The organism is Dyadobacter koreensis, from assembly GCF_900108855.1.
Classification (GTDB): domain Bacteria; phylum Bacteroidota; class Bacteroidia; order Cytophagales; family Spirosomataceae; genus Dyadobacter; species Dyadobacter koreensis.
Map to the genome: position 1 here is coordinate 267,061 of NZ_FNXY01000005.1, position 26,260 is coordinate 293,320.

The 26,260-nt window shown below is 39.9% G+C and carries 28 protein-coding genes and 1 pseudogene; 20 read left to right on the forward strand and 9 right to left on the reverse strand.

Translation table 11 applies throughout. The features are described 5' to 3' along the window. From BMY70_RS16755 to BMY70_RS16770, 4 genes and pseudogenes are all read left to right on the forward strand, one after another. Window positions 1–270 (forward strand): annotated as a pseudogene (locus BMY70_RS16755) (4Fe-4S dicluster domain-containing protein); the annotation flags it as partial. Between the two features lie 16 nt (window positions 271–286). Next, window positions 287–814, forward strand: coding sequence for an NADH-quinone oxidoreductase subunit J family protein (locus BMY70_RS16760; protein WP_090337826.1), 528 nt, complete (start codon window positions 287–289; stop codon window positions 812–814). After that, window positions 807–1,118 (forward strand): NADH-quinone oxidoreductase subunit NuoK, encoded by a 312-nt coding sequence (gene nuoK / locus BMY70_RS16765; protein ID WP_090337088.1) that lies wholly within the window; start codon window positions 807–809, stop codon window positions 1,116–1,118. Before BMY70_RS16760 ends, nuoK begins: the two co-directional genes overlap by 8 nt. Window positions 1,119–1,159: 41 nt before the next feature. Further along, window positions 1,160–1,606: a DMT family transporter gene (locus BMY70_RS16770; RefSeq protein WP_090337091.1), complete on the forward strand. Its 447-nt coding sequence runs from the start codon at window positions 1,160–1,162 to the stop codon at window positions 1,604–1,606. Here the strand turns inward: BMY70_RS16770 and BMY70_RS16775 are convergent. Continuing rightward, entirely contained in the window at window positions 1,603–2,124 is a 522-nt protein-coding gene (locus BMY70_RS16775) for a DUF6265 family protein (protein WP_090337093.1), read from the reverse strand. The genes BMY70_RS16770 and BMY70_RS16775 overlap by 4 nt on opposite strands. Before the next feature lie 155 nt (window positions 2,125–2,279). Continuing rightward, window positions 2,280–4,172: an amidophosphoribosyltransferase gene (locus BMY70_RS16780; protein ID WP_090337095.1), complete on the reverse strand. Its 1,893-nt coding sequence runs from the start codon at window positions 4,170–4,172 to the stop codon at window positions 2,280–2,282. A 437-nt stretch (window positions 4,173–4,609) separates the two neighbouring features. Between BMY70_RS16780 and recO the strand changes: the two genes are divergently transcribed. Beyond that, window positions 4,610–5,305 carry a DNA repair protein RecO gene (gene recO, locus BMY70_RS16785; protein ID WP_090337097.1) on the forward strand — a complete coding sequence of 232 codons (696 nt, stop codon included), beginning with the start codon at window positions 4,610–4,612 and terminating at the stop codon, window positions 5,303–5,305. 94 nt (window positions 5,306–5,399) lie between these two features. Then, window positions 5,400–6,104, forward strand: coding sequence for a DUF4488 domain-containing protein (locus BMY70_RS16790; RefSeq protein ID WP_090337099.1), 705 nt, complete (start codon window positions 5,400–5,402; stop codon window positions 6,102–6,104). A 66-nt stretch (window positions 6,105–6,170) separates the two neighbouring features. Here the strand turns inward: BMY70_RS16790 and BMY70_RS16795 are convergent, their stop codons facing one another. Together BMY70_RS16795 and BMY70_RS16800 are read right to left on the reverse strand one after the other, a co-directional pair. Next, window positions 6,171–6,611: a DUF3299 domain-containing protein gene (locus BMY70_RS16795; protein WP_090337101.1), complete on the reverse strand. Its 441-nt coding sequence runs from the start codon at window positions 6,609–6,611 to the stop codon at window positions 6,171–6,173. A gap of 9 nt (window positions 6,612–6,620) precedes the next feature. Then, entirely contained in the window at window positions 6,621–7,028 is a 408-nt protein-coding gene (locus BMY70_RS16800) for a hypothetical protein (RefSeq protein ID WP_090337103.1), read from the reverse strand. Between the two features lie 91 nt (window positions 7,029–7,119). On the opposite strand from BMY70_RS16800, the gene BMY70_RS16805 reads away from it, so the two are divergent. Further along, window positions 7,120–7,674, forward strand: a complete 555-nt coding sequence (locus BMY70_RS16805) for a hypothetical protein (RefSeq protein ID WP_090337105.1) — start codon at window positions 7,120–7,122, stop codon at window positions 7,672–7,674. An 81-nt stretch (window positions 7,675–7,755) separates the two neighbouring features. Beyond that, entirely contained in the window at window positions 7,756–8,964 is a 1,209-nt protein-coding gene (locus BMY70_RS16810) for a GTP-binding protein (RefSeq protein ID WP_090337107.1), read from the forward strand. Between the two features lie 342 nt (window positions 8,965–9,306). On the opposite strand, the gene lptB is transcribed toward BMY70_RS16810, so the two are convergent. After that, window positions 9,307–10,038 (reverse strand): LPS export ABC transporter ATP-binding protein, encoded by a 732-nt coding sequence (gene lptB, locus BMY70_RS16820; RefSeq protein WP_090337112.1) that lies wholly within the window; start codon window positions 10,036–10,038, stop codon window positions 9,307–9,309. Between the two features lie 35 nt (window positions 10,039–10,073). Further along, on the reverse strand, window positions 10,074–11,786 hold the full coding sequence (gene recJ, locus BMY70_RS16825) for a single-stranded-DNA-specific exonuclease RecJ (RefSeq protein WP_090337115.1): 1,713 nt from the start codon (window positions 11,784–11,786) through the stop codon (window positions 10,074–10,076). Between the two features lie 143 nt (window positions 11,787–11,929). Between recJ and ruvX the strand changes: the two genes are divergently transcribed. Genes ruvX through BMY70_RS16840 form a run of 3 tightly spaced genes read left to right on the forward strand, consistent with a single transcriptional unit; the run spans window position 11,930 to window position 13,811 of the window. Next, window positions 11,930–12,343, forward strand: a complete 414-nt coding sequence (gene ruvX / locus BMY70_RS16830) for a Holliday junction resolvase RuvX (RefSeq protein WP_090337118.1) — start codon at window positions 11,930–11,932, stop codon at window positions 12,341–12,343. 52 nt (window positions 12,344–12,395) lie between these two features. Further along, complete coding sequence (gene def, locus BMY70_RS16835; RefSeq protein ID WP_090337120.1) at window positions 12,396–12,986, forward strand: peptide deformylase; 591 nt, start codon at window positions 12,396–12,398, stop codon at window positions 12,984–12,986. A gap of 30 nt (window positions 12,987–13,016) precedes the next feature. Further along, on the forward strand, window positions 13,017–13,811 hold the full coding sequence (locus BMY70_RS16840) for an amidohydrolase (RefSeq protein WP_090337122.1): 795 nt from the start codon (window positions 13,017–13,019) through the stop codon (window positions 13,809–13,811). A 4-nt stretch (window positions 13,812–13,815) separates the two neighbouring features. Here BMY70_RS16840 and gatC read toward each other — a convergent pair whose 3' ends face one another. Continuing rightward, window positions 13,816–14,103, reverse strand: coding sequence for an Asp-tRNA(Asn)/Glu-tRNA(Gln) amidotransferase subunit GatC (gatC, locus tag BMY70_RS16845; protein WP_090337124.1), 288 nt, complete (start codon window positions 14,101–14,103; stop codon window positions 13,816–13,818). 608 nt (window positions 14,104–14,711) lie between these two features. On the opposite strand from gatC, the gene BMY70_RS16850 reads away from it, so the two are divergent. The 6 genes from BMY70_RS16850 (at window position 14,712) to BMY70_RS16880 (ending at window position 20,734) form a co-directional block, all read left to right on the forward strand. Then, the gene (locus tag BMY70_RS16850) at window positions 14,712–15,551 is read left to right on the forward strand and encodes a MotA/TolQ/ExbB proton channel family protein (RefSeq protein WP_090337127.1); all 840 of its coding nucleotides are present in this window, start codon (window positions 14,712–14,714) and stop codon (window positions 15,549–15,551) included. A gap of 64 nt (window positions 15,552–15,615) precedes the next feature. Continuing rightward, window positions 15,616–16,230, forward strand: a complete 615-nt coding sequence (locus tag BMY70_RS16855) for an ExbD/TolR family protein (protein ID WP_090337130.1) — start codon at window positions 15,616–15,618, stop codon at window positions 16,228–16,230. Window positions 16,231–16,257: 27 nt separating this feature from the next. Next, the gene (locus tag BMY70_RS16860) at window positions 16,258–16,827 is read left to right on the forward strand and encodes an ExbD/TolR family protein (protein ID WP_090337132.1); all 570 of its coding nucleotides are present in this window, start codon (window positions 16,258–16,260) and stop codon (window positions 16,825–16,827) included. 55 nt (window positions 16,828–16,882) lie between these two features. Then, the gene (locus BMY70_RS16865) at window positions 16,883–17,707 is read left to right on the forward strand and encodes an energy transducer TonB (RefSeq protein WP_090337134.1); all 825 of its coding nucleotides are present in this window, start codon (window positions 16,883–16,885) and stop codon (window positions 17,705–17,707) included. Window positions 17,708–17,931: 224 nt separating this feature from the next. After that, window positions 17,932–18,891 (forward strand): PstS family phosphate ABC transporter substrate-binding protein, encoded by a 960-nt coding sequence (locus BMY70_RS16875; protein ID WP_090337140.1) that lies wholly within the window; start codon window positions 17,932–17,934, stop codon window positions 18,889–18,891. Window positions 18,892–18,970: 79 nt separating this feature from the next. Next, on the forward strand, window positions 18,971–20,734 hold the full coding sequence (locus tag BMY70_RS16880; RefSeq protein WP_229209657.1) for a tetratricopeptide repeat protein: 1,764 nt from the start codon (window positions 18,971–18,973) through the stop codon (window positions 20,732–20,734). 100 nt (window positions 20,735–20,834) lie between these two features. Here the strand turns inward: BMY70_RS16880 and BMY70_RS31325 are convergent, their stop codons facing one another. Then, window positions 20,835–21,041 (reverse strand): hypothetical protein, encoded by a 207-nt coding sequence (locus tag BMY70_RS31325; protein ID WP_090337142.1) that lies wholly within the window; start codon window positions 21,039–21,041, stop codon window positions 20,835–20,837. A 104-nt stretch (window positions 21,042–21,145) separates the two neighbouring features. On the opposite strand from BMY70_RS31325, the gene BMY70_RS16890 reads away from it, so the two are divergent. The 3 genes from BMY70_RS16890 to BMY70_RS16900 all read left to right on the forward strand — a co-directional run bounded on the left by BMY70_RS16890 (window position 21,146) and on the right by BMY70_RS16900 (window position 24,854). Beyond that, window positions 21,146–22,552, forward strand: coding sequence for a BatD family protein (locus BMY70_RS16890; protein WP_090337144.1), 1,407 nt, complete (start codon window positions 21,146–21,148; stop codon window positions 22,550–22,552). 7 nt (window positions 22,553–22,559) lie between these two features. Next, a complete protein-coding gene (gene aroC, locus BMY70_RS16895; RefSeq protein WP_090337146.1) occupies window positions 22,560–23,639 on the forward strand; it encodes a chorismate synthase in 1,080 nt (359 codons plus the stop codon). 330 nt (window positions 23,640–23,969) lie between these two features. After that, window positions 23,970–24,854 carry an FAD:protein FMN transferase gene (locus BMY70_RS16900; RefSeq protein ID WP_229209658.1) on the forward strand — a complete coding sequence of 295 codons (885 nt, stop codon included), beginning with the start codon at window positions 23,970–23,972 and terminating at the stop codon, window positions 24,852–24,854. 57 nt (window positions 24,855–24,911) lie between these two features. Here BMY70_RS16900 and BMY70_RS16905 read toward each other — a convergent pair whose 3' ends face one another. Continuing rightward, window positions 24,912–26,255: a Gfo/Idh/MocA family protein gene (locus BMY70_RS16905; protein WP_090337148.1), complete on the reverse strand. Its 1,344-nt coding sequence runs from the start codon at window positions 26,253–26,255 to the stop codon at window positions 24,912–24,914. Window positions 26,256–26,260: the final 5 nt, after the last annotated feature.

Sequence of the window (26,260 nt, forward strand, 5' to 3'; positions counted from 1 at the left end):
CGTCCTACGATGAAACCTAAAACATCGGTTTCTGATGTTCCCGAATTACCGGTTGACGAGACACCAAAGGAAGAAGTCAAATCAAAACCGGCGTTTCGGCCAACGATGAAACCGAAGATCACTGATGTAACTGCTTCTGAAATACCTGAAAAAACGATTGAAGGTAAAGCTGAACAAGAAAATCCTGAGGCAAAAGACGAAATTCCTAAGCCAAAACCAGCTTTTCGCCCGACTATGAAGCCGAAACCAAAATCGCCCGATCAGGAATAGACAAATTTAGATGAATATGGAGTTAGCTGCTTTTTACGGATTTTCTGGCTTAGCGATTGTTTCGGCACTTTTTATATTATTTTCCCGAAACCTGATCTATGCTGCCTTTGCCTTATTTCTAACATTTCTGGGTGTTGCAGCTCTTTATGTTTTGGCAGGCGCAGATTTTCTGGCAGTTGCCCAGATTATGGTTTATGTAGGTGGTATTTTGGTGTTGCTTATATTTGGTATAATGCTTACTCAAAAAGCTGAAAGGGATGTTATCTCATCCACTCCCAATCAGGTCATTATATCTGTCAAGCGCCAGTTTTGGGGTTTTCTAACAGGTATAAGTTTGTTTTGCTTTCTTACCTATATCATCGCAACAGCTAATTTTACAATGACCGGCGAAACGAATATTTCTCGTTCTACATTGAAAACTATTGGGGTAGAGTTGATGACGAGTCATCTTTTACCTTTTGAAATCGCCGCAATACTGTTGCTGGTGGCGTTGGTAGGTGCCGCATACCTTGCTTTAAACAGAAATCCATTGTCTCATGATTAATATTCCGGTCGAACATTATTTGATTGTTGCAGCAGCATTATTTTGTATAGGTTTGGCGATAGCCATCACTAAGCAACATTTAATTGGGATATTACTCGGCATCGAATTAATGTTGAATGCGGTTAATATTAATCTGATTGCATTTAGCCGACATGACCCTGAAAAAATTGGCGGGCAACTTTTCGCCTTGTTTGTAATTGTTGTGGCGGCCGCAGAAATAACAGTTGCGCTCGCTATTATTCTAAGGGTTTATGGGCATTTCAGGACAGTAGAGCCGGATAAAGTTAGTGAATTGAAAAAATAAAAACTTCCAAATCTGAAACCAAATCTACATTTTCTGCCTCTATGAATTGGTTTTTTCTGCTTCTGGCTTTTATGATTGGAATGGCTAATACACTTCAATCCGGAGTAAATGCCCAGTTAAGAGTAGCGCTGGGAAATCCGATTATGGCTGCTATAACATCATTTAGTCTTGGGCTTTTTGTCTTACTTGTGGCCTTTGCATTCTTTAATCAAAATCCGATTCCTACGCTTGCGACATTCCGGGACATAAGTATCTGGAAATATGCCGGAGGATTTTTAGGTGCATTTTATGTGGTTACTGTTATTTTTATCGTCCGAGATATTGGGCCGGCCAATTTAATCTGCCTTGTAATTGCCGGACAAATGTTAGCCGCAATGATCGTCGATCACTACGGCTTTCAAGGTTTTGCAGTTCATCCGATCAGTTTTGCCCGAATATGCGGTGCTGTTCTTTTGATTGCAGGTGTTTATCTCATTCTCAAAAATTAAGGAATACGGTTAAAAACAAAGAGGTCCATAAATTCCCATTTGTTATTTTCCAGTTTTCCTCTTCTAATGACCAGTTGATTCTGGCTGCGTCTTTCGTAAATAATTCTTACAGAAATATCATCCTTTTCAAATAAAGCTTCATTTTTTTTTGCTTCAATAAAATTGTAGGTATCTGAAACTTCTTTTTCTTCCAGCGATATCATTCCTGGTTTGAAATGTTTTACATGTGCAACAGGTCCTTTTTCCGTTTGTTCAAATGCAAATAGCTCATAAAGCGTTGCTTTTCCATCTTTCACCATACGAATAAAACCAACGATATTATCACCTTCCGGTGCAGTCCAGGAAGCTTCAATGGTTCCGCCGTTATAGCTGCCTTTCCAACGGCCATCCAGGAAATCAATATCTTTTAAACTTCCTTTTGTTGCAGTCTGGGCAATTGAAGAGGCTGATAACAAAGTCACAAAAATGAATACAAACGATAAGGTTTTACTAAAAGTGAATTGGTTGAATCGGATCATATGGATTTAGGTTTAATAAAATGCCAAATTAGAAGTAATTTTCAATTTTACCGAATTAATTAAGCTCTGGATATATCCAAAACAGATTGGGCAACACAAAAAAACAGCCGTCCGGAAAACAGACGACTGTTAGAATATATAAGAAAGTCTTGTTATTAATAAGCTCTTTCCAGTTTGCCTTCGTGAGAATTGGCAAATGCTTTGTTAACTACTTTATTGCCACCCGGCGTTGGGTAATTTCCAGTGAAATACCAGTCCCCAACATGGTTAGGACAAGCTTTATGAAGGTTATCAACCGTTTGGAAAATCACAGAAAGCTCAGCATTCAAATCCTTTGGACGAATAATTTCAGCAATTGAATTTGAAATTTCATCGTCTGTAAAAGGATCGTAAAGCGCCTTTACGTAATTAGTATGAAAAGAATTCCTAGTTGCAATCGAAGCCACCGCTTGTGTGTAAACTTCTTCGATCAAATCCTCCATATTACGGTCTTCCAATAACTTCAATACCGCTCTGAAGGCCACGAAATCCTTCATTTTCGACATATCAATACCATAACAATCAGGGAAACGGATTTGAGGAGCAGACGAAACAACCACAATTTTCTTTGGCTGTAACCTGTCAAGCATCGTTAGAATACTCTTTTCAAGTGTTGTACCACGAACGATCGAGTCATCTATAATTACAACAGTATCAACATTTTTCCGAACCACTTCAAAAGTTGTATCGTAAACGCTGGATACCATATCATCGCGAAGTGCATCTGCGGTGATAAATGTCCTTGATTTTACATCTTTCGTCACCAGTTTTTCGATACGCGGACGGAAGGATAGTACTTTTTCCAGGTCAGCTTCAAAAAGAATTCCATCCATGATGGCTTGTTTTCTTTTCTTAGCCAGATATTCTTCCAAACCTTCGATCATTCCTAAAAATGATGTTTCGGCTGTATTTGGAATATAGGAGAAAATCGTATTTTCAAGATCGTAATTGATTTCCTTCAGAATCTGTGGAATCAATAATTTGCCAAGTTGTTTACGCTCGTAATAGATATCGGGATCTGTCCCCCTCGAGAAATAAATACGTTCGAAACTGCACGCACGTTTCTCCAAACGGGGTAAAATAGGGAATTCGTTATATTCTCCGTTTTTATCAATAATAAGCGCTGAACCAGGAGTAATTTCCTGAATTTGAGAATATTCTACATTAAATGCAGCCTTGATTGCCTGTTTTTCTGAAGCGACTACAACTACTTCGTCGTCAGCATAATAAAATGCGGGACGAATACCTGCCGGGTCGCGAATTACAAAAGAAGCTCCGTAACCTGTCAAGCCACACATCGCATATCCGCCATCAAAATCACGGCAAGATCTGTAAAGAAGTCTTTGAAGGTCAATATTCTCTTCAATTACATCAGAAAGTGTAGGATTTTCATAAATGCCTTTGAAGCGATCGAAGACACGTTGATTTTCTTCATCCAGGAAATGTCCAATTTTCTCCATGACCGTCACGGTATCGACTTTTTCTTTTGGATGCTGACCTAATGATACCAATTTACCAAAAAGTTCGTCAACATTTGTCATGTTAAAGTTTCCGGCCATAACCAGATTCCGGCTTCTCCAATTACTCTGGCGAAGCATCGGATGACAGTTTTCAACTTCATTGGTTCCGTGCGTTCCGTAACGAAGATGGCCAAGCCATACCTCTCCGGTAAATGCAAGGTTTTCCTGCAACCATTTCGCATCGGTGATGCGTTCTTTATTATTCTTCAGTCCTTTACGGAATTTCTTGTGAATTTTGGAAAAAATATCAGTAAGAGGCTGAGGTTCTACCGATCTGTAACGGCTGATATAGCGTTTTCCAGGCGGAACATCAATTTTGATGTTGGCAACACCGGCTCCATCTTGTCCCCGGTTGACCTGTTTTTCCATCATTACTGAAAGCTTGTGCACGGCATATAGCGGCGTGTCGTATTTGTCAATATAGTATTGAAATGGCTTTCGAAGACGGATGAGTGCAATCCCGCACTCATGCTTTATGGCGTCGCTCATAAGAAGAATAATGAGTTAGAAATATGTTCGTTTGCTGGCTGCAAATCTTATTCCTTTTAATAATTTGTTAACGAACGAAAAACGTTCTTAGTTCGTAAACCTGGAATAAAGGTACAAATCCTTTCCCTTAAAAAACTTCTAATCTCCCTGTTTTTTTCTGGTCATTTCAGATGAAGTTGTCTTGAAGTAAACAAGTTATGCCCCCGGAGCTACATGGAACTGTGTTAATGAAAATTTTAACATTATTTTTTTATATATTTTTCAATTTGGTAACCCATTTTGCCGGCTTAAATAGTTTTTAAATTTTTTTATTTTGACTGCTTTAAATTTGAAGCCGCAGTCTGATCATCCCCGTTCTAATAGAAATAATTGGATTTGAATCCGTTGGTAAAAGTTATGGTATTGTTAATTCTTACCTTAGCAGAATAGTCCTCATTATGTTACATAAAACCAAAGGAATTGCATTAAGTTATATCCGGTATCGCGAATCTTCAATCATTACGAAGGTTTACACCGAATCTTTTGGCATACAGACCTACATTGTGAACGGAGTGCGCAGCAGCAAGTCTAAGACGAACAAAATTGCTCTTTTTCAGCCATTGACCTTGTTGGATATGGTGGTTTACCATAAAAGCAAGGAAGACACAATCCATCGGATTTCTGAGTTAAAGTGTTATAATCCGTTTCAGACACTTCCATATGATATGTACAAATCAAGTCTGGCAATGTTCATCACTGAAATATTGGGGAAAACATTGAAAGAGGAAGAAGCCAACGAGCCGCTATTTCAATTCATTGAAGAATCAGTTCTATATCTTGATGAAGCAAATGGCCGTTTTGAAAATTTTCACATCCAGTTTTTACTTCAGTTGGCCGCATATCTCGGTTTTGGCGTAGAAAGTACAGCTGATCTAGAAGGGGAATTAAAGGAAAATCATTATCCGCATATCGCTGATGCCAAAGAACATTATGCTACCGAACAATTATTAATGAATGGATATGGTTTCGAAGTTGCGCTGGACAGAAGCCGGCGGATTGACATTTTAGAAAAGCTGCTTTTCTTTTATAAAATCCACATGGATACTCTGGGAGAAATCAGATCATTAGAGGTGCTGAAGGAAGTTCTTCGCTAAATCAAATAACAATTGATTAGGTATTCAAAAAATGCTGGTTATTAATCTGGCATAATTTTGATGCGGTAATTAAGCAAACGTAAACTAGAAAAGCATGAGACAACTTATTATTTTTTCATTACTATTATGCGGTACCGCCGCGATGAGCCAGGCTCCAAAAGGTGCCTGGAAATCCCAGGAGCCCACAGGTAGTACTTCCACTTTAATTGTTGCTGATAATTATTTGACGATCGCTTCTTACAGCGTTTTAAATAAATCCTACGAAAGAACCGAAGGCGGCCCTTTTACGATTCAGGGCGATCAGATGACATATACGCCAGAGTTTAATCCCTCCGATACGGCAAAAGTTGGTATCCCGATCGTTTTCACTGTCACGAAAAAAGACGGAATTCTGACTCTGAAGTATGAGGAAGCGATGGTCTGGATGAAAATTGATGAGAGCGAAAATGCACCTTTGGCAGGCCTTTGGCAAATTACCGAACGCGCGAATGATGGCCAGGGTGGACTTGTGAAAATCCATCAGGAAGGAACGAGAAAAACATTGAAAATTTTGTCGGGAACGCGTTTCCACTGGATTGCATTCGATGCGGCAGACCGAACTTTTTATAATACCGGCGGTGGAACTTACACAGCGAAAAATGGCAAGTATGCCGAAAAAATTGAGTTTTTATCCAAAGATAACAACAGGGTAGGGATGAATCTCACTTTCGACTACAAGCTTGAAAACGGTCGTTGGGAGCATACCGGGAAAAGTACAGCTGGAAAACCTGTTCATGAAATCTGGGAAAAAATTAAATAATTCCACTTCTCTACGCATGAATATCCGGTTCTGGATTCAAATTTTATTGAATTCAGAACCGGTTTTTTATTCGACAACTTCTGCATTTTTCAAGATGTAATTCAAATGTTCGATATCATTTGGATTAAGTTGCAAAACACCTCTCACGGTTCTCACCTCGTCAGTTTTGAAGCGCTGTCTTTTATTTTTAAATTGTAATTCCATAATAGATTCAGGTCCAGATCCTCCACAAAAAAAACACATGGCCATCGGCTGAGCTGAAACGACATAGATATTTTCGTTCTCATCCACAGGAATGATATATCCTTTAATTTGAATTTCTTTTCCCTGTAAAGCTTTCACAGTCGGCCCAAAAGTGGGATAGAGAAAATACATATTGACTTCCTTGTTCAGTTTTCTCGTAAATTCCACATCCGACAATTTCTTCCAATTTATTAGCAGAGGACTTGTTGCGGCAGATATTGTCAACGCCGCTGTCAAAAGGAAAATAGTGGCACATGTTTTCATTTTCTTATCCTAATCATTTAGCTCCTTTAAATTTTTTTGTAGTTGCTCGATCGCAGCTTTCGTATTGCGCTGATATTCAAGCATCGATTCATCCGTCATTTGCGGAACGGGTTTGTGTTCATGATGATGCTCGCCTTCCCCGTCATGATGTTCATGTTCGAAACCGGGCACCTCAATTATTCCTTCTTCCCACAATTCAACCAGATTATCTATACTGTCCAGCCTTGCCAGAAAGCCCGGTTCCTTGTTTTCAGTCGCTGATTTCTTCTTTTCTTGAATCTCTTTTTCGACATTTTTATGAATAGCAACGGATTCCAAATGTACTTTATTTGCTTCGATAAGCGCTTCACTTTTGGTCTTTTCGTTTGAGCATGAATTTAAAATAAACAGACATACTGCACCTGAAATAACATACATATTTATCATATCGACTGAACTCTATTATTTGCAACTATGTTGCAAAAATGAATAAAAAGATTGATTCATACAATCGAAACCTTATAATTATATGAGTAACAGAGTATTTTTTACAATACCACTTGTCTTCACAGCGACATTGCTTCATATGGGTTGCTGCCTTTTGCCATTGTTTTCTATTATCGGTACCTCCCTTCCTTATCTTGAATTTTTTAGTCGATTTAAATCATTTTTCACCTGTTTTCAATTGGCAGTCCTGCTCTATCTGACCGTCAGAATAATGCTGGATCAGAAGAAGGTGAAACCATTTTGTAATATGAAAGACCGTATCATGCATTTTGTCAGCCTGGTGATTGTAATTACCGGTATGACGATAAGTTATTATGAGCCTTTTAAAACAGAAGACCAGATGCTGGCAGAACGACAATTTCTGTTATTTAAAAATCATCGTCAGCTGGAAGTCAACCTTTTCGGAGAATATGATGAAGAAGCTCTGAGAAAAGATTTAGAGAATATGAAAGGAATTAAGTCAAACCGAATATCAATCGGTAATGATACACTTGCACTTACTTTTCATAGCAATGAGGTTTCCCGCCAGGAAATACTGAGAAATTTACGATTGAAAGGATATAGTTTCGCTGAATAGATTTTAATTTATGCAACATTGTTGCATTATAAGTTAATTTATATATTTGCAACATTGTTGCAAATATATAAATGGCGAAATATGACCTATAAAAAACTTCCGGTAACAGTGCTCAGTGGTTTTCTTGGTGCTGGGAAAACCACTTTGCTAAACCATATTCTTCATAATAAAGAAGGATTAAAAGTTGCAGTGATCGTGAACGACATGAGCGAAGTTAACATTGACGCGCAGTTGGTGAAAAATGAAAATACGCTGAGCCGGACCGAAGAAAGGCTTGTTGAGATGTCAAATGGATGCATTTGTTGTACGCTTCGTGAAGATCTGATGATTGAAGTACAGAAGCTGGCCAAAGAAAACAGGTTTGATTATCTGCTGATTGAGAGTACCGGAATTTCGGAACCTGTCCCGATTGCACAAACATTCAGCTTTGTGGATGATGAAAATGGCATTGATCTGTCTCAATGGACTACAATCGATTGTATGGTTACTGTGGTTGACGCATTCAATTTTTCGAAAGATTTTGGTTCTTTAGATACTATTGTTAGCAGGGATCTTAATGAAGATGATTCGGATAACCGTACGATCGTGAACTTGCTAACCGATCAGATCGAATTTGCTGATGTTATTATTTTAAACAAAGCGGATCTGGTTTCAGGCGCTCATCTTTCCGAATTGAAAGCGGTGCTAAAAGCGCTCAACCCAACGGCACGTCTTATCGAAAGCAGTTTTTCTAAGGTAGATTCAAAAAATATTCTTAACACCGGTTTATTTAATTATGATGAAGCCTCCCAATCTGCGGGGTGGATTCAGGAACTTAAAAAATTGGAAAAAGGAACTCATAAGCCGGAAACTGAGGAATATGGTATTAATTCTTTCGTATTTAGTGATAAGCGCCCTTTTCATCCCGAACGTTTCTGGAATTACCTCTCACAAAACTGGCCAGCCGGAATTATCCGAAGTAAAGGATTATTCTGGATTGCTTCCCGCCCGGGCGATGCTCTAAATTGGAGCCAGGCAGGAGGTTCACTCCGTGCAGACAGTGCGGGAGTCTGGTGGGCGAGTATGCCGTTAGGTCAAAGGATTCGCTATCAGGCATATGTTGAGAATCGGGAATCAATCGAGTCGCGCTGGGGACGGTTTGGTGACAGAACAAACGAGCTTGTGATTATCGGTCAGGATCTGGATAAGGAATTAATTATTGCCGAATTAGAAAGTTGCTTGTGTACTGATCAGGAAATTCTTCACATGGAAAATCAGGGGAAATTCAAAGATCCGTTTCCGGTTTTATAATTTGATTTATGGGTCTATTTAGATTAGTTCAAAATAATTTCAGTAAAAGTTTTGAATGATTCTAAATAGATTATACATTTGTCTCATCAATAACGGAGATGAAATGAACGAGTTGATTTTTAGTGAACCAACAATACTTTCGGAGTCAAATAATTTTTGGTCAAAATCGCTGCCTCAACAAACGGAGTGCGTTTTTAAGGATTGTTGCAAAGCCTATAAAAAGAAAGGGAAATACTGTAAAAAGTGCCCTAAGAAATAAGTTTTAGTTAATACAGTTCATGGTGAATAATTGTAAGAGAGGGAGTGCCGGTGAGCGTTCCCTTTTCTATGCTGGAGTTTGGTTTAGACTTTTCTTTTCAACTCAAAGTTTTGTCCCAGGTAAACCCTTCTCACCTGTTCGTCTTCCGCCAGATCTTCTGCGGTACCCTGTTTTAGAATTTTACCTTCAAATAATAAATAAGCCCGGTCAGTAATTGATAAGGTTTCGTTTACATTATGGTCCGTAATCAGAATACCAATATTTTTGGTTTTCAGTTTTGCGACAATGCTTTGAATATCTTCAACCGCAATTGGATCCACACCTGCAAAAGGTTCATCAAGCAAAATAAATTTCGGATCAACAGCAAGTGATCGGGCAATTTCAGTTCTGCGACGCTCACCGCCAGACAGAACCATACCTTTGCTTTTACGTACGTGCTGCAAGTGAAACTCTTCGAGAAGTTCTTCAACTTTTTGTTTTTGATCCGCTTTTGAGAGATTTGTCATTTCTAGAACGGCCAGAATGTTTTCTTCCACCGTCAACGACCGAAAAACAGAAGCTTCCTGCGCAAGATAACCCAGACCCAGGCGGGCGCGCTTATACATAGGAAGGTCGGTAATATCTCTGTCATCCAGAAAAACCTTTCCGCTGTTTGGTTTAACCAAACCCACGGCCATATAAAAGGATGTTGTTTTGCCGGCACCGTTTGGTCCTAACAATCCAACGATTTCGCCCTGTTCAACCTGATAGCTTACATTGTTATTGACGAGACGAGCTCCGTATTTCTTGACCAGATTTTCGGTTCTTAATATCATTTTTTAATTAAGGGAATTCAATAAGCGTCAGACGGCTATTGGAATTTGACATCTTTCAGAAATAATTGTAACGTTTTTTTATCCCGAAAGTTATTTTCTTCAAGATTATAACAAATGGAAAATGGCTTGCCTTTGATCAGTTCAGAGTAAATATGTGCCATACCAAATCCGATAGCTGTAAAAATAGACGAGCCGTTTTGTTTAACATCAAATTTAATGTGCTTTTCCTTCATGATCGTCGGCTGTCCGGCCAGTGAAACATTTTTACTTTCAAACACAGGCGTCATATTACCAGGTCCAAAAGGTCCCATTTGCCTGAGGATATTATAAAATTTTGGTGTCACTGCGTTCAATTCCAGCTCAAGATCAATATTGATCATCGGTATCAGCTGATCCGGAAGGATTCTGCTGCTGACAATCTTGTCAAACTTGGCCCTAAATGCGTCGATATTCTCCAAGGGCAGGGTTAATCCTGCTGCGAAAGTATGCCCTCCAAATTGTTCCAGTAATTCAGAACATTCCTCAATCGCTTCATAAACATCAAATCCCGGAACCGAGCGTGCCGAACCGGCAGCCTTTCCATGAGATTGTGTTAATATAATGGTAGGGCGATGATATTTTTCGATACACCGGCTGGCAACAATTCCAATAACACCTTTATGCCAGTCTTCCTTATATAATACGGTACTTCTTGCTTCCGTAAACCAGCTGTCATTTTCGATCATGAGCAGCGCTTCTTCCGTAATACTGCTGTCAAAAGTTCGGCGCTCACTATTATGCTGGTTTATTTCGTAGGCAAAATCCGTGGCTTCCTGTTCTTCTTCTGAAAGTAAAAGACGAACCGCTTCTTTGGCATGCTTGATCCGGCCAGCCGCATTAATTCTCGGCCCTAATCCAAAAACGACATTTGTAATATCGAGTGTGCCTGTTATTCCTGCAATTTGTATCAACGCTTTCATGCCGATACGAGGTGCAGCATTAAGTCTTTGAAGACCATAATAAGCAAGGACCCGGTTTTCTCCGGTTATAGGAACGATATCGGCCGCAATACTTACGACCAGTAAATCGAGATATTCATATAAAGTTTCCTGCGGGATGTCGTGCTGGATACAAAAAGCTTGCAATAATTTAAATCCAACTCCGCAACCGGTCAATTCCTTATATGGATAAAGGCAGTCTTCTCTTTTCGGATCTAAAACGGCAACGGCTGGTGGAAGTTCATCGCCAGGGCGGTGATGATCGCAAATTATAAAGTCAATTCCACGCTTGTTGGCTTCTGTGACTTTATCGACAGACTTTATCCCGCAGTCCAGGGTGACAATCAGGGAAAAATTATTTTCCTGAGCAAAATCTATACTTTGCCACGAAACTCCATAACCTTCATTATACCGGTCAGGAATATAGTAGTCGAGGTTATCGTAAATTTTTCTTAAAAATCCGTAAAACAAAGTGACCGAGGTAGTTCCATCGACATCGTAATCTCCATATACCAGAATTTTTTCACCATTAGCAATCGCTTTTGACAAACGCTCGACTGCCAGGTCCATGTCCTGCATAAGATAAGGATCATGTAAATGGGAAAGGTCGGGGCGGAAAAAATTACGGGATTGGTCATAATCTTTAATGCCGCGCTGTACCAAAAGTGTAGCCAGAAATGGGTTCACTTTTAGAGCCTCAGCCAGTTTACGGGCAACTTCCAGTTGATCAGAGGGTAATTCAGGGATTTGTATCCAACGCTTTTCAATCATATCCACAAAGATAATCGGATTCTGTGATGCATGTATGAAAATCTATTATCGCACATCCGAATCAGGGAAAGCTAAGTGAAAGGTCTTATCTTTGCAAGATTATTTTTAGTCATATATCGACTATTCACTTAGAGTTTACAAAAATGCCGCGTCTATTGGCTATTGATTACGGTGCAAAACGTACTGGTATTGCAGTAACAGATCCTTTGCAAATTATTGCGACGGCACTGGAAACGGTCAGAACGCATGATCTTTTAGAATTTTTGAAGAAATATTCTGAACGTGAGGCCGTTGAAGCATTTATCATTGGAATGCCAAAAAGACTTGACAATACTGAAAGTGATAACGCAGCAAGAGTACACACTTTTATAAAGCTATTGAAAAAAAGTTTTCCTGACATCCCCGTTCATACACATGACGAACGATTTACTTCATCTATGGCTTTGCAGTCGATGATTGCCGGAGGATCAAAAAAAAGTGACAGAAGGGAAAAAGGAAATATTGACAAAATAAGCGCAACCATAATTTTACAGTCATTCATGGAAAGCAGGAGATAATTTCGGAATTTCTGTTTTAAACCTAATTATATAATTTTCAATACATATTAAGATGATTTACCCAATCGTAGCCTTCGGTGACCCTATTTTAAGAAAGCCAACCCGCTTTATAGAAAAAGATGAAATGGATCTTAAAAAGCTTTCGGCGGATATGTTCGAAACGATGTATTCTGCCAACGGTGTAGGCTTGGCTGCGCCTCAGGTTGGATTAAATATTCGCGTGTTTGTAGCAGACGGAACTCCTTTCAGCGAAAAGGATGAAGATGACGACGAGGATGAAGAAGTTGATTTGAGCCTTGTAGGTTTTAAAAAGACTTTTATCAACCCTGAAATCCTTGAAGAAGATGGAGAAGAGTGGGCGTTTGAAGAAGGATGTTTAAGTATTCCCGGAATTCGCGGAGATGTTTATCGTCCGGAAAGGCTTGTAATCCGTTACCGTGATACCGATTGGAATGAATTCACCGAAGAGTATACCGGAATGGCAGCGCGTATCATCCAGCATGAATACGACCATCTGCTCGGGAAACTGTTCGTTGATTACCTTCCAACATTAAAGAAACAGCTTATAAAGAAAAAGCTGACTGATATTTCCAAAGGAAAAACGGATGCAGATTATCGTATGCGTTTTCCAGGTCGCAGATAAAATAAGTCAACTTTCGAATATTATTCCGCTATGACAAATGCCCCGGTTGGCAAACTTGCTGTTTGTCTGATACAAACTGAGTTGTATTGGGAAGATATAACTGCGAATCTTTCATCACTGGAAGAAAAAATCGCAAATATTGACCAGCCGGTTGATGTTATTGTTTTGCCCGAAATGTTTAACACGGGCTTTACAATGAACACAAAATTTGCAGAGCATATGAACATGACCACGACCAAGTGGATGAAACATATGGCTTTGCAGACAAATGCATTAATCATTGGAAGTTTTGCTGTGAAAGAAAACAGAAGTTTTTTCAATCGCCTGATGTGTGTCCAGCCGGACGGTGATTTTTTTCATAGCGATAAGCGTCACTTATTCAGAATGGGGGAGGAGCACCAGAATTACAAGCCAGGGAATTCGCAGTTACGTGTTACCTGGCGAGGCTGGAACATCTTCCCTCTGGTTTGTTATGATTTAAGATTTCCGGTCTGGAGCAGGAATTCGTCTTCCAATCCTTATGATCTGCTCATATACGTCGCGAACTGGCCGGCACGACGCGCCCACGCATGGAACACGCTACTAAAGGCACGTGCGATTGAAAACCTGAGTTATGTTCTCGGCGTTAATCGGATCGGAGAAGACGGAAATGGAATCATGCACCAGGGCGATTCTGCTGCACTGGATTTTCTGGGAGAACCGCTTTTCAATCTTGGTAATAAAGAAACTGAACAGATAGTACACCTTTCACACGCCGAGCTAGAAAATTACCGGCAGGCTTTTCCTGCTCATCTGGATTCAGATGATTTTAATATCCTCCCGTAGTAACCTATTCTATCACCTTGGGTACCTTTATATATATGCCGTCCTGACTTGGGGCAGTAGCAAGCGCTTCTTCTCTTGTCAAACTATTATTTCCCGAATCTTCTCTCCAGCTGTTGACTTCATCCATAATATGGGTTAAAGGCTCCACACCTTCGGTATCAATCTCGTTAAGCTGTTCCATCCAGGTCAAAACATTGTCCATACTGTTGAGTAGAGCAGCCTCCTCTTCCGGCTTTACATGAAGTCTGGCCAAATGAGCAATTTTATTTAAAGAGTCGCGATCAATTTTCATTATGTTAAGAATTTGTTATGTTAGCGTCCGGAGGTAAATTAGAATCCAAAATTACCACATTTTTGCGAACTGAAACAGATAATGGTTTTTTGAAAAGAAATGGCAGTAAGAAATTGGATTTGCTGACTTAAAAATAATCCGAATTTGAAAGCAGGAGATTTTTCAATTCGATAAATCTTTAAAATATACTAATTCGAGCAAGTAGTTGACAAATATTATTTGCTTTTGCAGGCAAAAGATAAAATTTTTTAAAATGTATTGTCGTTTTAAAAAAATATGTTCCTAGGCTTTGAGGCGGATAGTGCAATTTTATATAAGCCTATTAAAATACTATATATCGTTCTTTATCAATGTAAAATACCTAATAAAAACAAAAACGGACGAAGCAGGCATTCTTAAAATTATACAATTGTCTATTTATTCATGAAGAATTAGAATAAAAAAACCGGACAAATGCTTGCTTTTTTTTAAAAGGAAAACTCATACTTTTGTAGAATTCAAAATAGTAACACCACAATCAAAATTTTATTTTACAAAAACCTAGTTTAACCAAAACTTTTATTTAATTCACAACCAAAATCTCAATTTAACCTTTAAAAGTAAGTCTGATGGAAAAGAAAGCAACGACTCCGGCACCAGCACCAAAGCCTGCAACAGCAGCACCAAAAGGCTCAGGTGGTTTGAACCCGGCATTGGTAATCCCCCTACTATTTGTTATTGCCCTTTGCGTTTACATGTTTGTTTTAGGAGCTCCTGAGCACTTTATTGACGGAGATCATGAAAAAGGGCCAAAACCAGGTGATTATTTTGGTATCGTCCATGAAGGAGGACCTATCGTACCTTTGTTAATGACTTGTTTTCTTATTGTTCTTGTGTTTACAATTGAGCGTATCATTACTATTGGAAAAGCTAACGGTACTGGTAGCATCGACTCATTTGTACGTAAAGTGAAAGCGCTTCTTGACAAAAACCAAGTTGATGAAGCTATCAAAGAATGCGACAAGCAAAAAGGTTCAGTTGGAAACGTTATTAAAGCAGGTCTTGTTAAATACAAACAGCTTGCAGTTGATGGCGCTCTTGACAAAGAACAAAAACTTGCTGCTTTGCAAAAAGAAGTTGATGAAGCAACTACTTTGGAATTGCCTATGTTACAGAAGAACCTTACAATTATTGCAACACTAGCAGGAGCTTCAACACTTATCGCTCTTCTTGGAACGGTACTTGGTATGATCCGTGCGTTCGCAGCTCTTGGAGCATCAGGTTCTGCTGATTCAGGTGCACTTGCAGCAGGTATCTCTGAGGCCCTTATCAACACAGCGATTGGTATCGGTACTTCGGCAATTGCAACAATCTCTTACGCATACCTTAACAGCCGCGTGGATGACCTTACTTACAGTATTGACGAAATCGGTTTGAGCCTTCAGCAAAATTTTGCTGCTCATTATTAATAGTTACATACTATTGATATATAATTTTCGTTAATATTAAAAAAACTTATATATTTGTAAAGTTATGGCAATAGTTAAGCCTAAGAAACATCCGCCTCATACCGATATGACGGCCATGACGGATGTGGCCTTCTTACTACTGACATTCTTTATTATGACGGCAACGTTCAAGACGAATGATGCGGAGGTTACTACTCCGAGCTCAGTGTCTACGATCAAAGTGCCAGATGATAAAATTATGATCATTAGTATTGACAAAACGGGTAAAGTTTTCTTTGGTGTCGATGCTCAGCCAACAAGAATTTCAATGTTGGATAACATCGCTCAGACAAAAGGGATCACGTTCACAGATTTAGAGAAAAAGAAATTTTCGCTTCAGTCTAGCTTTGGATTTCCTTTAAATCAGTTGAAAGCCTTTTTGAATACGCCTGAGGGGCAAATGGCTCAGATCAAACAACCAGGTATTCCAGTTGATTCAACAGGAACAAGTGAGTTAGCTGACTGGGTATATGCCGCTAGAAAAGCAGATCCTGGATTGAGAATCGCTTTGAAAGGAGATAACCTGGCTAAATTTCCTGTTTTCAAGGATGTGTTAGGAAACCTTCAGTCGCAGAATATTAACAGATTCAACTTGATCACAGGCAGCGAAGAAGCTCCTGCTGGTTTTAAGATGGACTAGTATTTCACTTAGAAATAAAACACTAAAATGGCAGCAATAGAAGAAAGCGGCGGTGGTGGTGGTAAAGACGGCGGTAAGGTTCGGGGCAAGAAAATGTCCACCCGCGTCGATATGACACCAATGGTGGATTTGGGTTTCTTGCTTATTACATTCTTTATGCTTGCAACGACAATGTCGAAACCTACGTCGATGACATTGAACGTTCCTGACAAGACAGAAAAGAATGACGAGACTGAGCCACTTAAAGCCTCTAAAGTACTAACACTTTTCCTTGGGAAAAACGATGATGTATACTATCTGGATGGTATTGCAGCTGATGATCCTAAGGCAGAAGAATCTTTGAAAACGACACGTTTCGGTTCTGATTTGAGAAGTGTGATTTTTGAATCCGCTAATCGTATCAACGCAGCGAATGCGAAAGATGAAAAGGGGTATGGCGCATTTGTTTGCGTTATTAAGCCTACGGTAGTTTCTACTTACAAAAACATGGTGGATGTCCTTGATGAAATGGCCATCACTAAGTCTAAGAAGTATGCTCTTGTAGACAACCTTACCGATTCGGAAAAGAAGTTACTTGGAGACAAAGTAAAACCTTAAGGATTTTCCTGGGTTTATTAAGTAAGGATATTTTTAACATTTTAATTTAAACGCCATGGCAGAAGTTAGCCCGAATGCAACACTGGATGATATAGTGTTTGCTAATCGTAATAAGGCGTATGGTGCATTTTCACTGAGAAAGGGATATCGTGCAGATATTACCAAATCAACTTTGATCGGCGCTGCTCTTTTTGTTTTCGCAATGTTTTCTCCTGCACTTATAGATGCGTTTAAAGGCGAAGAAGAGAAAGAGGAAGTAATGGTTAATGTGGATTTAATGAACTTGCCGCCACCGCCAATAGATCCGACGGAGCCGCCACCGCCACCACCGCCGCCAGTTGAGCAGCCTAAGGTAGCAACGGTGAAGTTTTTGCCTCCTGAGGTAAAGATGGATGAGAAAGTTCCTGAGGAAACACCTCCACCAACTGTTGAGGATCTTAAGGAAGCAGTAATTGCTGATAAAACCGTGGAAGGTGATCCAAACGCGGATGAGGTAATTGTAGCACCTGAACAAGTAGCTGCTCCTAGTAAAGGAACAGTGGTTGAAGCAGCTCCTGCGGAGGAAAAAGTCTTTACTGTGGTTGAACAGCAGCCAGAATTTCCGGGTGGAACGGCTGAGATGTACAAGTATCTAGGAAAGAACATAAAATACCCAAGCGCAGCTTCACGTGCCAACGTTTCTGGTAGAGTATTTATGTCATTCGTTGTTAATACGGATGGAAGTATTCAGGACGTTGCAGTACTTAAAGGTTTAGGTTTTGGTTGTGATGAAGAAGCTATCCGTGTTGTGAAAGCAATGCCGAAGTGGAAACCAGGTAAACAATCAGGACGTGCAGTTAGGGTTAAGTACAACTTGCCTATTAATTTCCAACTTGAGTAACTCATGAAGGAAAAACCATTGCATGAGAAGATCATAGATCTTGCTTCTTTGTTAATGGCTCTTACATATATAGGAGGAGGGATCTACTTGATCTCCTCCTCCTTATCTTTTAATTTGCTACCTGTTGGAAGTATGCAACGAAATGCCTTTGCTGGCATACTTATTTTATACGGTTTTTACCGTGGTTACAGGGTTTGGAAGAAATGAGTTATCTAAACAGAAGCATGAGATATTTGTTCAGGGCGGGGATAGAGAGTATTGTATTGGTAACGCTTCTGCTTTTTGGATGTTCAAAAACATCGGAAAACCAGAGAGATAATCCTGTTCAGGGAACAATTACAATTGCTGCTGACGAATCCTTCAAGCCACTTGTTGACGCATTGACGAAGGCTTACACCGGAATTTATCCACGTGCACATTTTAATGTCGTTTATAAACCTGAGCAGGAGGCAATTCTTGAACTGCTGGAAGATAGTGTCAGAATGGTATTTACCACGCGGCAGCTGGGAGAGAAGGAGATTTTAATGGTGAAGCAGCAGGATGGTATACAAAAAGCGCATCATATTGCTCTGGATGGACTGGCGCTTGTTGTCAATCAGAGTAATTCTGATAGCTTGATAACAATGGTTGAATTGAGATCGATTGTTGAAGGTAAGATTACTGATTGGTCCCAACTAAAAGGCAGTAGCCAGAAAGGTCCGATTACGTTGGTGTTTGACAATGCAAATTCTAGTAACCTGAACTTTGTGATGAGCAAGTTTGAGTTAAAAAGCATTCAAAAACTGCGGATCAAATCGGCAGGGTCGAATAAAAATGTGGTTGATGAAATCAAGAAAAATCCTTTAAGTTTGGGTTTTATTGGTGTAAACTGGATTAGTGACGGTCACGAGAAACTAGCCAGAGAACTTTCAAACGGAATCAGGGTTTTGGGAGTATCAGCTAAATCAAATCCGTCTTCGATCGCAGATTATTATCAGCCGTTTCAAAATGGATTAGAATTGAAAAATTATCCTCTTTCCCGAGATGTATATATTATTATAAGGGAAGGGTACGCCGGACTTGGCGGAGGCATGTTAAATTACATTGCCAGGGACGTTGGAGGATTGATCATTCAAAAAATGGGATTAATTCCGACTGTAGTGTATCCAAGAGAACTGGAAATAAGGACCGGACAAAATTTTTAGTGTTCTTATACAATTTATTACATTTGGAACTTGTTTATTGAAAGGCCAAATTTTTTGTCATTATATTAACCGGGTAAAAATGAACAGAAACATGAGAATGAAGTTAGTAGCGCTGGTATTATGCGTATTTTCTTTAGTAAAGGTACACGCACAAACAGTACAGGACGGTTTGGCCTTGTTGCACGCAGAGCGTAATAAGGAAGCAGGTGATGTGTTTACCAAATTAGCTACGGGAACTCCGTCAGCTGATAATCAATACTATCTTGGTTACTATTACGTAATCACTAAACAACTGGATGAAGCACAGAAGGCATTTCAGAAAGGGCTTGAACTGGACGATAAGTCATATCTGAACCAGGTTGGTTTAGGTACAGTGGCTTTGGGTAAAGGTGATCGTGCTAAATCTAAGGAGCTTTTTGATCTTGCAGAAAAGAAAAAAGGGAAAGATGCAGAAATTTTGTTCCGCATCGGAGAAGCTTATACTTTATTTGAAAAATCAAATGATCCTGCTGAAGCAATCAGACTTTTAGACGAAGCGATCAAGAGAGACAAAAATCTTGCTGATGCTTATATCGCAAAGGGAGATGCCTTGATGTTACGCAACGAAGGTGGTGCGGCTGTAACGGCGTACGAATATGCTTTGACTGCAAAACCAAACTATGCTGTTGCCCACAACCGTATCGGTTCGGTTTACCTGAGAGGTAAGAACTACAATCTGGCTCTTGAAAATTACAAAAAGGCAATTGAAGCTGATCCTAATTTTGGCCCGGCTTACAAAGATTTAGCAGAGCTTTATTTCTTTGCTCAGAAGTACAAACAAGCTGCTGATAACTACGACCTTTATATGCAGAAAAGCGGAAATCTTGATCCTGAGACTAAACTTCGCGCTGCTCAATTCGCGTTCACAGCTGATGATTATGCAAAATCATTGCAAATCCTTGACGAAATGAAAGGAAAAATCAACAATCCTATCACACTTCGTATGTACGGATGGTCATATGCTAAAACTAATAATCCTGATAAGGCAATTGAAAACTTGAACGAGTTTATCAAAGTTGCTCCGGATAAGGTTATTGGTGACGACTACAAGTATCTTGGACGTGCTTATAATGCAAAAGTGACAGATGGCAAAGGTTACGATTCAACCGGCGTTCTTTACATTTTGAAAGGTGCTGATATGGATACCAGCAAAACAGACGCAGCTACCACTTATAAGGAGGTCGGTGCGCTATATTACGCTGCTAAAGATTTTCCAAACGCTGCGATGACCTATAATAAAGGTATTAATCTGGATACTGCAAAGGCATCAGCAAATGATTACTACTATTTGGGTCTGTCTAAGTTCCAGTCTGCTGGTGCTCTTGGTGCTCTCAACAATACCGCTGGTGATAGTGCGCAAATTGCTGCAAGCAAGACTGCTATGTATCTGTCTGCTGACTCAACCTTTGCGATAGTTACACAGAAACTTCCTGATTGGCCATATGGTTACTACTGGAGAGCAAGTGCGCTTTACAATGCATATGACAAACAGGAAAATATAGATAAGGGAATTTCAGCGCCATATTATTTGAAACTTGCTGAATTGGCTGAGAAAGATCCAGATCCTTCTAAATTTAAATCTTATTTAAAATTAGCTTACAATTATCTTGCTTTCTATAGCCAGACTACGTTGAAAGACGAAGCTAAATCGAAGGAATACTGGACTAAATTGTTAGCAATTGATCCTGCAAATGCTGCTGCGAAAGAAGCATTAGGAATGGCTCCTTCTGCTGCTACCGACTCAACAGGTACAGCACAACCAAAAGCAGCTGCTGCTAAGAAACCAGCTCCGAAGAAAAAATAGTAATATCGGAAGATTATAAAACGAAGAATGCCAGTCGAAATATTCGACTGGCATTCTTCGTTTTATCTTATCAACAAATTAATTCTGTATTTTAAATAGATCAGCCAAGTGTAGATGGCAGCGGAAAGCAATTATTAAGTACAGTTAAATGCACGGCGCCATAATTTTCGTAGCACCAATTCCTTAAACGTTTGACTTCAGCGGGCATTAACATGCGGATTGCTTTTCTTAATTCTTTTTCAAACAATCTGCGGTCGAAACTAACCTTTTGCAGAATAATTTTAATGTATTCAAGCATAGAGGCCATAGTATTATGTAGTTTTGTGGTTTAGGTAAAGACACAACATTTTAGGAAAAGCCTGAGGGAATATTACCCACTACAATCACCAATATGTGTAACGAATATTTTCCATGAAATTATATGTAATTTTAAGCATAATTTTGTGTTTTTCTTGTACTATTCATGCGCAAATTATAAATAATGATCCGGTAATCGAATTTGGTCCGAGAAATCTTAAAATAGATGAGCCGTTTACTATATCAGTAGTAATTCCCGACGAGGAAAACAGACCGGCGGTAACATTTCCTGAGATACCCGGATTGGAAAAGCGCAGTAAATCTGCCACTAGTGCTATTAACACGGTTGGCGGTAAAAAGATTGTTGTTCAAACGATAAGTCAGCAATATTTCGCCTTAAAAGAAGGAATCTATACAATTGAACCGTTTACAATTTCTGTAAATGGTATGAAAATTAAGTCTGACGAAGCCACCGTTGAATATAGTTCTGCGGCATTAGCCAATAACGGCTTTATTGGTCCGGAAGAAATGGAGCTTGTTCCGGAATCAGAATATAACGGCGCAGATATCTTCCTGTCAGTTGGTACTAATAAAAAAAGTGTTTTTATCCGAGAGGGATTTGCCTTGGGAATTTCACTATATGTTGCTGAAAACGCCCCTGTTCAAATGGATTTTTATCAGGTAGGTACGCAATTGCAGGCGATACTAAAGAAATTGCGTCCGGTTGGGTGCTGGGAGGAAAATGTCGGAATCGAAGAAATTATAAAGCGAAGAATAACCATAGGCGGGAGGAAATATACGGAATATAATCTCTATCAGGCGCAGTTTTTCCCGATGGTTTTACAAGATATTCTATTTCCCTCGGTAACTTTGGAGATGCTTGTGGCTGGCGACAACAAGGACGGCAGCGATAAGGCCGAAAAGAATATCAAATCTTTCCGGTCAAAAGCGGTTAAAATTAATGTGAAGCCTCTTCCGCCGCACCCGATGAAAGATCAGATTGCGGTTGGAGAGTATAATTTGGTAGAGCGGCTGTCAAGCAAACTGGTATATCCGGGTGAAAGTATTCGTTATCTGTTTAGAATTGAAGGCACAGGAAATATAGCCGCGATACCAGCGCCGGAAATTGCCAGTAATTCGGCGTTTGATTTTTACCCGCCGGACGTTAGCCGGGTTATAAAAAGAAGTAGCAAGAATGTTACCGGAGAGGAGAGCTTTGATTATTTTGTGGTACCGAGGCAGGACGGAACATTTCCTCTTGGTCGTTATTTTCAATGGATTTATTTTAATCCCAAAAAGGCAAAATATGATACGCTGATGTCTAAGCAGGTATTGCAGGTAAAAGGTGAAGATTACAAGCTGGGAAATATATCGCTTCATGGATCTGCGGGCTTATATGATAATCTTGAACGTCTTGACAGCAGCCAGGAATATTTCGATTTCAAAAAAAAATTAAAAGAAGCAACTAATGCCATTGTAATTTTATTGTTGATTACGATGGTTTGGATATTTAGAAAATAATCTTTCAATGGGCAGTACATACGGAAAAATATTTAAGATTTCCACATTTGGAGAATCACACGGAGTTGGGATAGGAGTTGTGATTGAAGGATGTCCATCCGGGGTAGATTTTGATACAGATTTTATTCAAAGTGAATTAACGCGTCGTAAGCCTGGACAATCGCGTATCACAACGCAACGCAGGGAAGCAGATGAATTTGAGGTGTTATCGGGCGTTTTCGAAGGAAAAACAACAGGTACACCAATTGCTTTAATCATCAGGAATGAAGATCAGCGAAGCAAAGATTACTCACATATAGCAGCTCAATTTCGCCCGTCACATGCTGATTATACCTATCAGGTAAAATATGGTGTCCGTGATTATCGCGGAGGAGGGAGAAGCTCTGCAAGAGAAACGGCTGCGCGTGTAGCGGCCGGAGCTTTGGCAAAACTGCTCTTAGCGAATTTTGGTGTAAATATACAGGCATATGTTTCTCAGGTTGGAGTGATGAAGCTGGATAAATCTTATACCGAGCTGGATTTATCAGAAACAGAAAATAATGCAGTACGCTGCCCGGATCCGGCAATGGCTGAGAAGATGTTTACATATATCGATGATGTTCGGAAGAAAGGCGACTCAATCGGAGGGGTTGTCAATTGTGTTATAAAAGGCGCTCCTGCCGGCTGGGGTGAACCTGTTTTCGACAAGCTGCATGCAGAACTTGGGAAAGCAATGTTAAGTATCAATGCAGTAAAAGGTTTTGAATACGGGAGTGGTTTTGATGGTGTGGCCATGCTTGGGTCGGAACACAACGACGCTTTTTTTATTGATGATAAGGGAGAAGTTCACACAAGATCCAATCACTCAGGTGGCATCCAAGGAGGCATTTCCAATGGTGAAGATATTTATTTCAGGGTAGCTTTTAAGCCTGTGGCTACCATTATGCAGGATCAGGAAAGCGTAGACGACAAAGGTGATATTGCTATTGTTCAGGGCAAAGGCCGTCATGATCCTTGTGTTGTTCCACGTGCTGTACCAATCGTAGAGGCTATGGCGGCAGTGGTTTTGGCAGACTTTTATCTCAGAAACAAGGCAAGTAAGCTTTAACTTTTTTTGCGCCTCTGGTTCAGGCTTAAAACGAGCCATATCGTTCCTAAAAATTCAATAGTAAGACCGCTTAACATAGCGGGATTACTATATTGAATATGGGTCGGCCTTATAAAAGCGCCCGTAGCAACGATAAGCAAACCTGCCAATAGTATGATGATAGCGTTTAATAGATTCAGTTTCACCCGATTATATCGTTCGTTCCACTTTATTAAAAACTCCGGTTCAAATAATTACCATATATCGAATATAGCGATTCTGTTTTTCGTTTGCTATTTTCCTTCCCAATTATTTGCGCAGAACAAACGGTATACGTTCGAAAAAGGCTTAATGGGGTCACCATTCAGGTTGATCATTTATGCGAATAATGACTCATTAGCCGCTAAATCTGCCAGCGCCGCTTTTAGGCGTATTGAGGATTTAAATGCCTCACTTAGCGATTATAGAGACGACAGTGAAATTAACGCTGTATCCGCAAAATCTGGTACCAAAAAATGGATTCCTGTAAGTAAAGATCTTTTTGATATCCTTCATATTTCAGATGACATCAGCAAAAAAACAAGAGGCGCTTTTGACGCAACATTAGGGCCAATTGTTCAGGAGTGGCGCCGTGCTACACGCAAAGGATATTTTCCCGATAAAGAATTGATTGCGGATGCTTTGGGTCGTACCGGCTATAACAAAGTTAAATTCGATGTTTCTTCTCAGAGTATTCAGCTTCACGACAAGGGAATGCGTCTTGATATTGGTGGATTGGGTAAAGGATATGCGGCAGACGAAGCTGTGAAAGTTCTGAAATCTTTTGGAATAAAATCTGCAATGATTGATGCTGGCGGAAAACTTGCATTGATGGATCCTCCTCCCGGTGAAAAAGGGTGGAAAATTGTTATCTCTTCTGGCCGTGACTCGATTGAAACAATCGAATATTCTAATGTTGGGATTGCGACATCAGGCCCTACTTACCGCTATCTTGATTACAATGGAAAAAGATATTCTCACATTGTCAATCCCAAAACAGGTATCGGTTTGGAGCATCATGTCAGGACGACGGTTATCTCACCCAACGCCACGGAAGCGGATGCGCTGGCAACGGCGTTTAGTGTTTCCGGAATAAAAGAGGGAAAGAAATATTTAAAGCACTTTCCAAATAATAAGGTCTGGCTGGTAGAGACGAAAGGGGAAAAAGTAAATTCCTGGAACACGATCATTAAGTAAGTATAAAATAAAAGCTGCGATTTTTCAACCGCAGCTTTTATTTTATCGTAACAAAGTCTAAATAACAATCGTTTTTCCTGGAACAGCAACCGGATACAATCCGTCCGGACCTGGTAAAACTTTTGGATTTGCATCCCAGGCAAGTTTATCCGGGAACAAATTGATATCAGAATTCAAGGCTTCATCCCATTTGATCATCTTTCCTGAGTAAGTGGCCATACGACCCATAATAGCGGTCATCGTACTTTTTGCACCATTTTCAGCGTCCGCAAATTTATATTCTCCTTTTGCAACGGCAGCAAATAGATCATCGTGTTCAACCTGATATGGATTAATATCACCTTTATCGTCGTGTTGATAGATCACACCACCTTTGTAGTCTTTGAGAATAGTTTTCTTTCCATCAAAACTATCAATACGTCCTTTTGTTCCTACAAAAGCTTCATCTACTTTATTCCAGGTACCTTCAAACTGACGGCACTGACTTGAAATTGTTGTACCATCCGCATAGACCAGGTCAAGTGTATGATGATCAAAAATTTCTCCGTATTGCTTACCTGTACGAACTTCGCGTCCGCCTGTTCCTTGAATCTGCACAGGATATGCGCGTTTCACCCAGTTTGCAACATCAATATTGTGAACATGCTGCTCGTTGATGTGGTCACCGCACAACCAGTTGAAGTAATACCAGTTTCTCATTTGGTATTCCATTTCTGTCTGGTTAGGCAAACGTTCCTTCATCCATGGGCTGCTTCCAACCCAATAAACTTGTCCGCCCACGATATCTCCCAAAGCACCGTCATGAATTCTTTTGATTGCTTCAAGATAATTACGTTGGTAGTGACGCTGAAGACCTACCACAACGTTCAGTTTTTTCTTTTTAGCTTCTTCTGCAAGAGCCAGAACTTTACGGATACCAGGCGCATCAGTTGCAACCGGTTTCTCCATAAAGATATGTTTGTCATTTTTTACGGCTTCTTCGAAATGAGAAGGACGGAATCCGGGAGGTGTTGCCAAAATAACAACATCTACATCTTTTAAAGCAATAGCCTTTTTGAAAGCGTCGAAACCAACAAATTTGCGATCTTCCGGAACGTCAACTTTTGTTTTTATATCTACAACAGTTCCTGCCGCATTTTTATATTTTTTGGCAGTAAGGTTTTTGTAAGATTCGTCTAGTCTGTCTTTGAAAGCGTCAGCCATCGCCACGATCTGGACATTCTGGCTTGTGCTTAGTGCCTGCGCCGCCGCACCTGTTCCGCGTCCACCACAGCCAATCAATGCAACCTTTATGGTATCACCAACTGCGCTGTTATATCCGTAACCCGTAAGAGGGCTGAGGATAACGCCACCAGCAAGAAGGCCGGATGCTTTAAGGAATTCGCGTCTATTCTTTTCCATTTAAA

Bases quoted from the DNA above. Each gene is read 5' to 3' on its own strand.
- def (WP_090337120.1), top strand. From the start codon at position 12,396: ATGATTTACCCAATCGTAGCCTTCGGTGACCCTATTTTAAGAAAGCCA.
- BMY70_RS16880 (WP_229209657.1), top strand. From the start codon at position 18,971: ATGAACAGAAACATGAGAATGAAGTTAGTAGCGCTGGTATTATGCGTA.
- BMY70_RS16840 (WP_090337122.1), top strand. From the start codon at position 13,017: ATGACAAATGCCCCGGTTGGCAAACTTGCTGTTTGTCTGATACAAACT.
- BMY70_RS16890 (WP_090337144.1), top strand. From the start codon at position 21,146: ATGAAATTATATGTAATTTTAAGCATAATTTTGTGTTTTTCTTGTACT.
- BMY70_RS16865 (WP_090337134.1), top strand. From the start codon at position 16,883: ATGGCAGAAGTTAGCCCGAATGCAACACTGGATGATATAGTGTTTGCT.
- BMY70_RS16850 (WP_090337127.1), top strand. From the start codon at position 14,712: ATGGAAAAGAAAGCAACGACTCCGGCACCAGCACCAAAGCCTGCAACA.
- BMY70_RS16780 (WP_090337095.1), bottom strand. From the start codon at position 4,172: ATGAGCGACGCCATAAAGCATGAGTGCGGGATTGCACTCATCCGTCTT.
- BMY70_RS31325 (WP_090337142.1), bottom strand. From the start codon at position 21,041: ATGGCCTCTATGCTTGAATACATTAAAATTATTCTGCAAAAGGTTAGT.
- BMY70_RS16855 (WP_090337130.1), top strand. From the start codon at position 15,616: ATGGCAATAGTTAAGCCTAAGAAACATCCGCCTCATACCGATATGACG.
- recJ (WP_090337115.1), bottom strand. From the start codon at position 11,786: ATGATTGAAAAGCGTTGGATACAAATCCCTGAATTACCCTCTGATCAA.
- BMY70_RS16770 (WP_090337091.1), top strand. From the start codon at position 1,160: ATGAATTGGTTTTTTCTGCTTCTGGCTTTTATGATTGGAATGGCTAAT.
- nuoK (WP_090337088.1), top strand. From the start codon at position 807: ATGATTAATATTCCGGTCGAACATTATTTGATTGTTGCAGCAGCATTA.
- BMY70_RS16790 (WP_090337099.1), top strand. From the start codon at position 5,400: ATGAGACAACTTATTATTTTTTCATTACTATTATGCGGTACCGCCGCG.
- ruvX (WP_090337118.1), top strand. From the start codon at position 11,930: ATGCCGCGTCTATTGGCTATTGATTACGGTGCAAAACGTACTGGTATT.
- BMY70_RS16800 (WP_090337103.1), bottom strand. From the start codon at position 7,028: ATGTATGTTATTTCAGGTGCAGTATGTCTGTTTATTTTAAATTCATGC.
- BMY70_RS16760 (WP_090337826.1), top strand. From the start codon at position 287: ATGGAGTTAGCTGCTTTTTACGGATTTTCTGGCTTAGCGATTGTTTCG.
- BMY70_RS16875 (WP_090337140.1), top strand. From the start codon at position 17,932: ATGAGATATTTGTTCAGGGCGGGGATAGAGAGTATTGTATTGGTAACG.
- lptB (WP_090337112.1), bottom strand. From the start codon at position 10,038: ATGATATTAAGAACCGAAAATCTGGTCAAGAAATACGGAGCTCGTCTC.
- BMY70_RS16900 (WP_229209658.1), top strand. From the start codon at position 23,970: ATGGGGTCACCATTCAGGTTGATCATTTATGCGAATAATGACTCATTA.
- BMY70_RS16905 (WP_090337148.1), bottom strand. From the start codon at position 26,255: ATGGAAAAGAATAGACGCGAATTCCTTAAAGCATCCGGCCTTCTTGCT.
- gatC (WP_090337124.1), bottom strand. From the start codon at position 14,103: ATGAAAATTGATCGCGACTCTTTAAATAAAATTGCTCATTTGGCCAGA.
- BMY70_RS16805 (WP_090337105.1), top strand. From the start codon at position 7,120: ATGAGTAACAGAGTATTTTTTACAATACCACTTGTCTTCACAGCGACA.
- BMY70_RS16775 (WP_090337093.1), bottom strand. From the start codon at position 2,124: ATGATCCGATTCAACCAATTCACTTTTAGTAAAACCTTATCGTTTGTA.
- BMY70_RS16810 (WP_090337107.1), top strand. From the start codon at position 7,756: ATGACCTATAAAAAACTTCCGGTAACAGTGCTCAGTGGTTTTCTTGGT.
- BMY70_RS16860 (WP_090337132.1), top strand. From the start codon at position 16,258: ATGGCAGCAATAGAAGAAAGCGGCGGTGGTGGTGGTAAAGACGGCGGT.
- recO (WP_090337097.1), top strand. From the start codon at position 4,610: ATGTTACATAAAACCAAAGGAATTGCATTAAGTTATATCCGGTATCGC.
- BMY70_RS16795 (WP_090337101.1), bottom strand. From the start codon at position 6,611: ATGAAAACATGTGCCACTATTTTCCTTTTGACAGCGGCGTTGACAATA.
- aroC (WP_090337146.1), top strand. From the start codon at position 22,560: ATGGGCAGTACATACGGAAAAATATTTAAGATTTCCACATTTGGAGAA.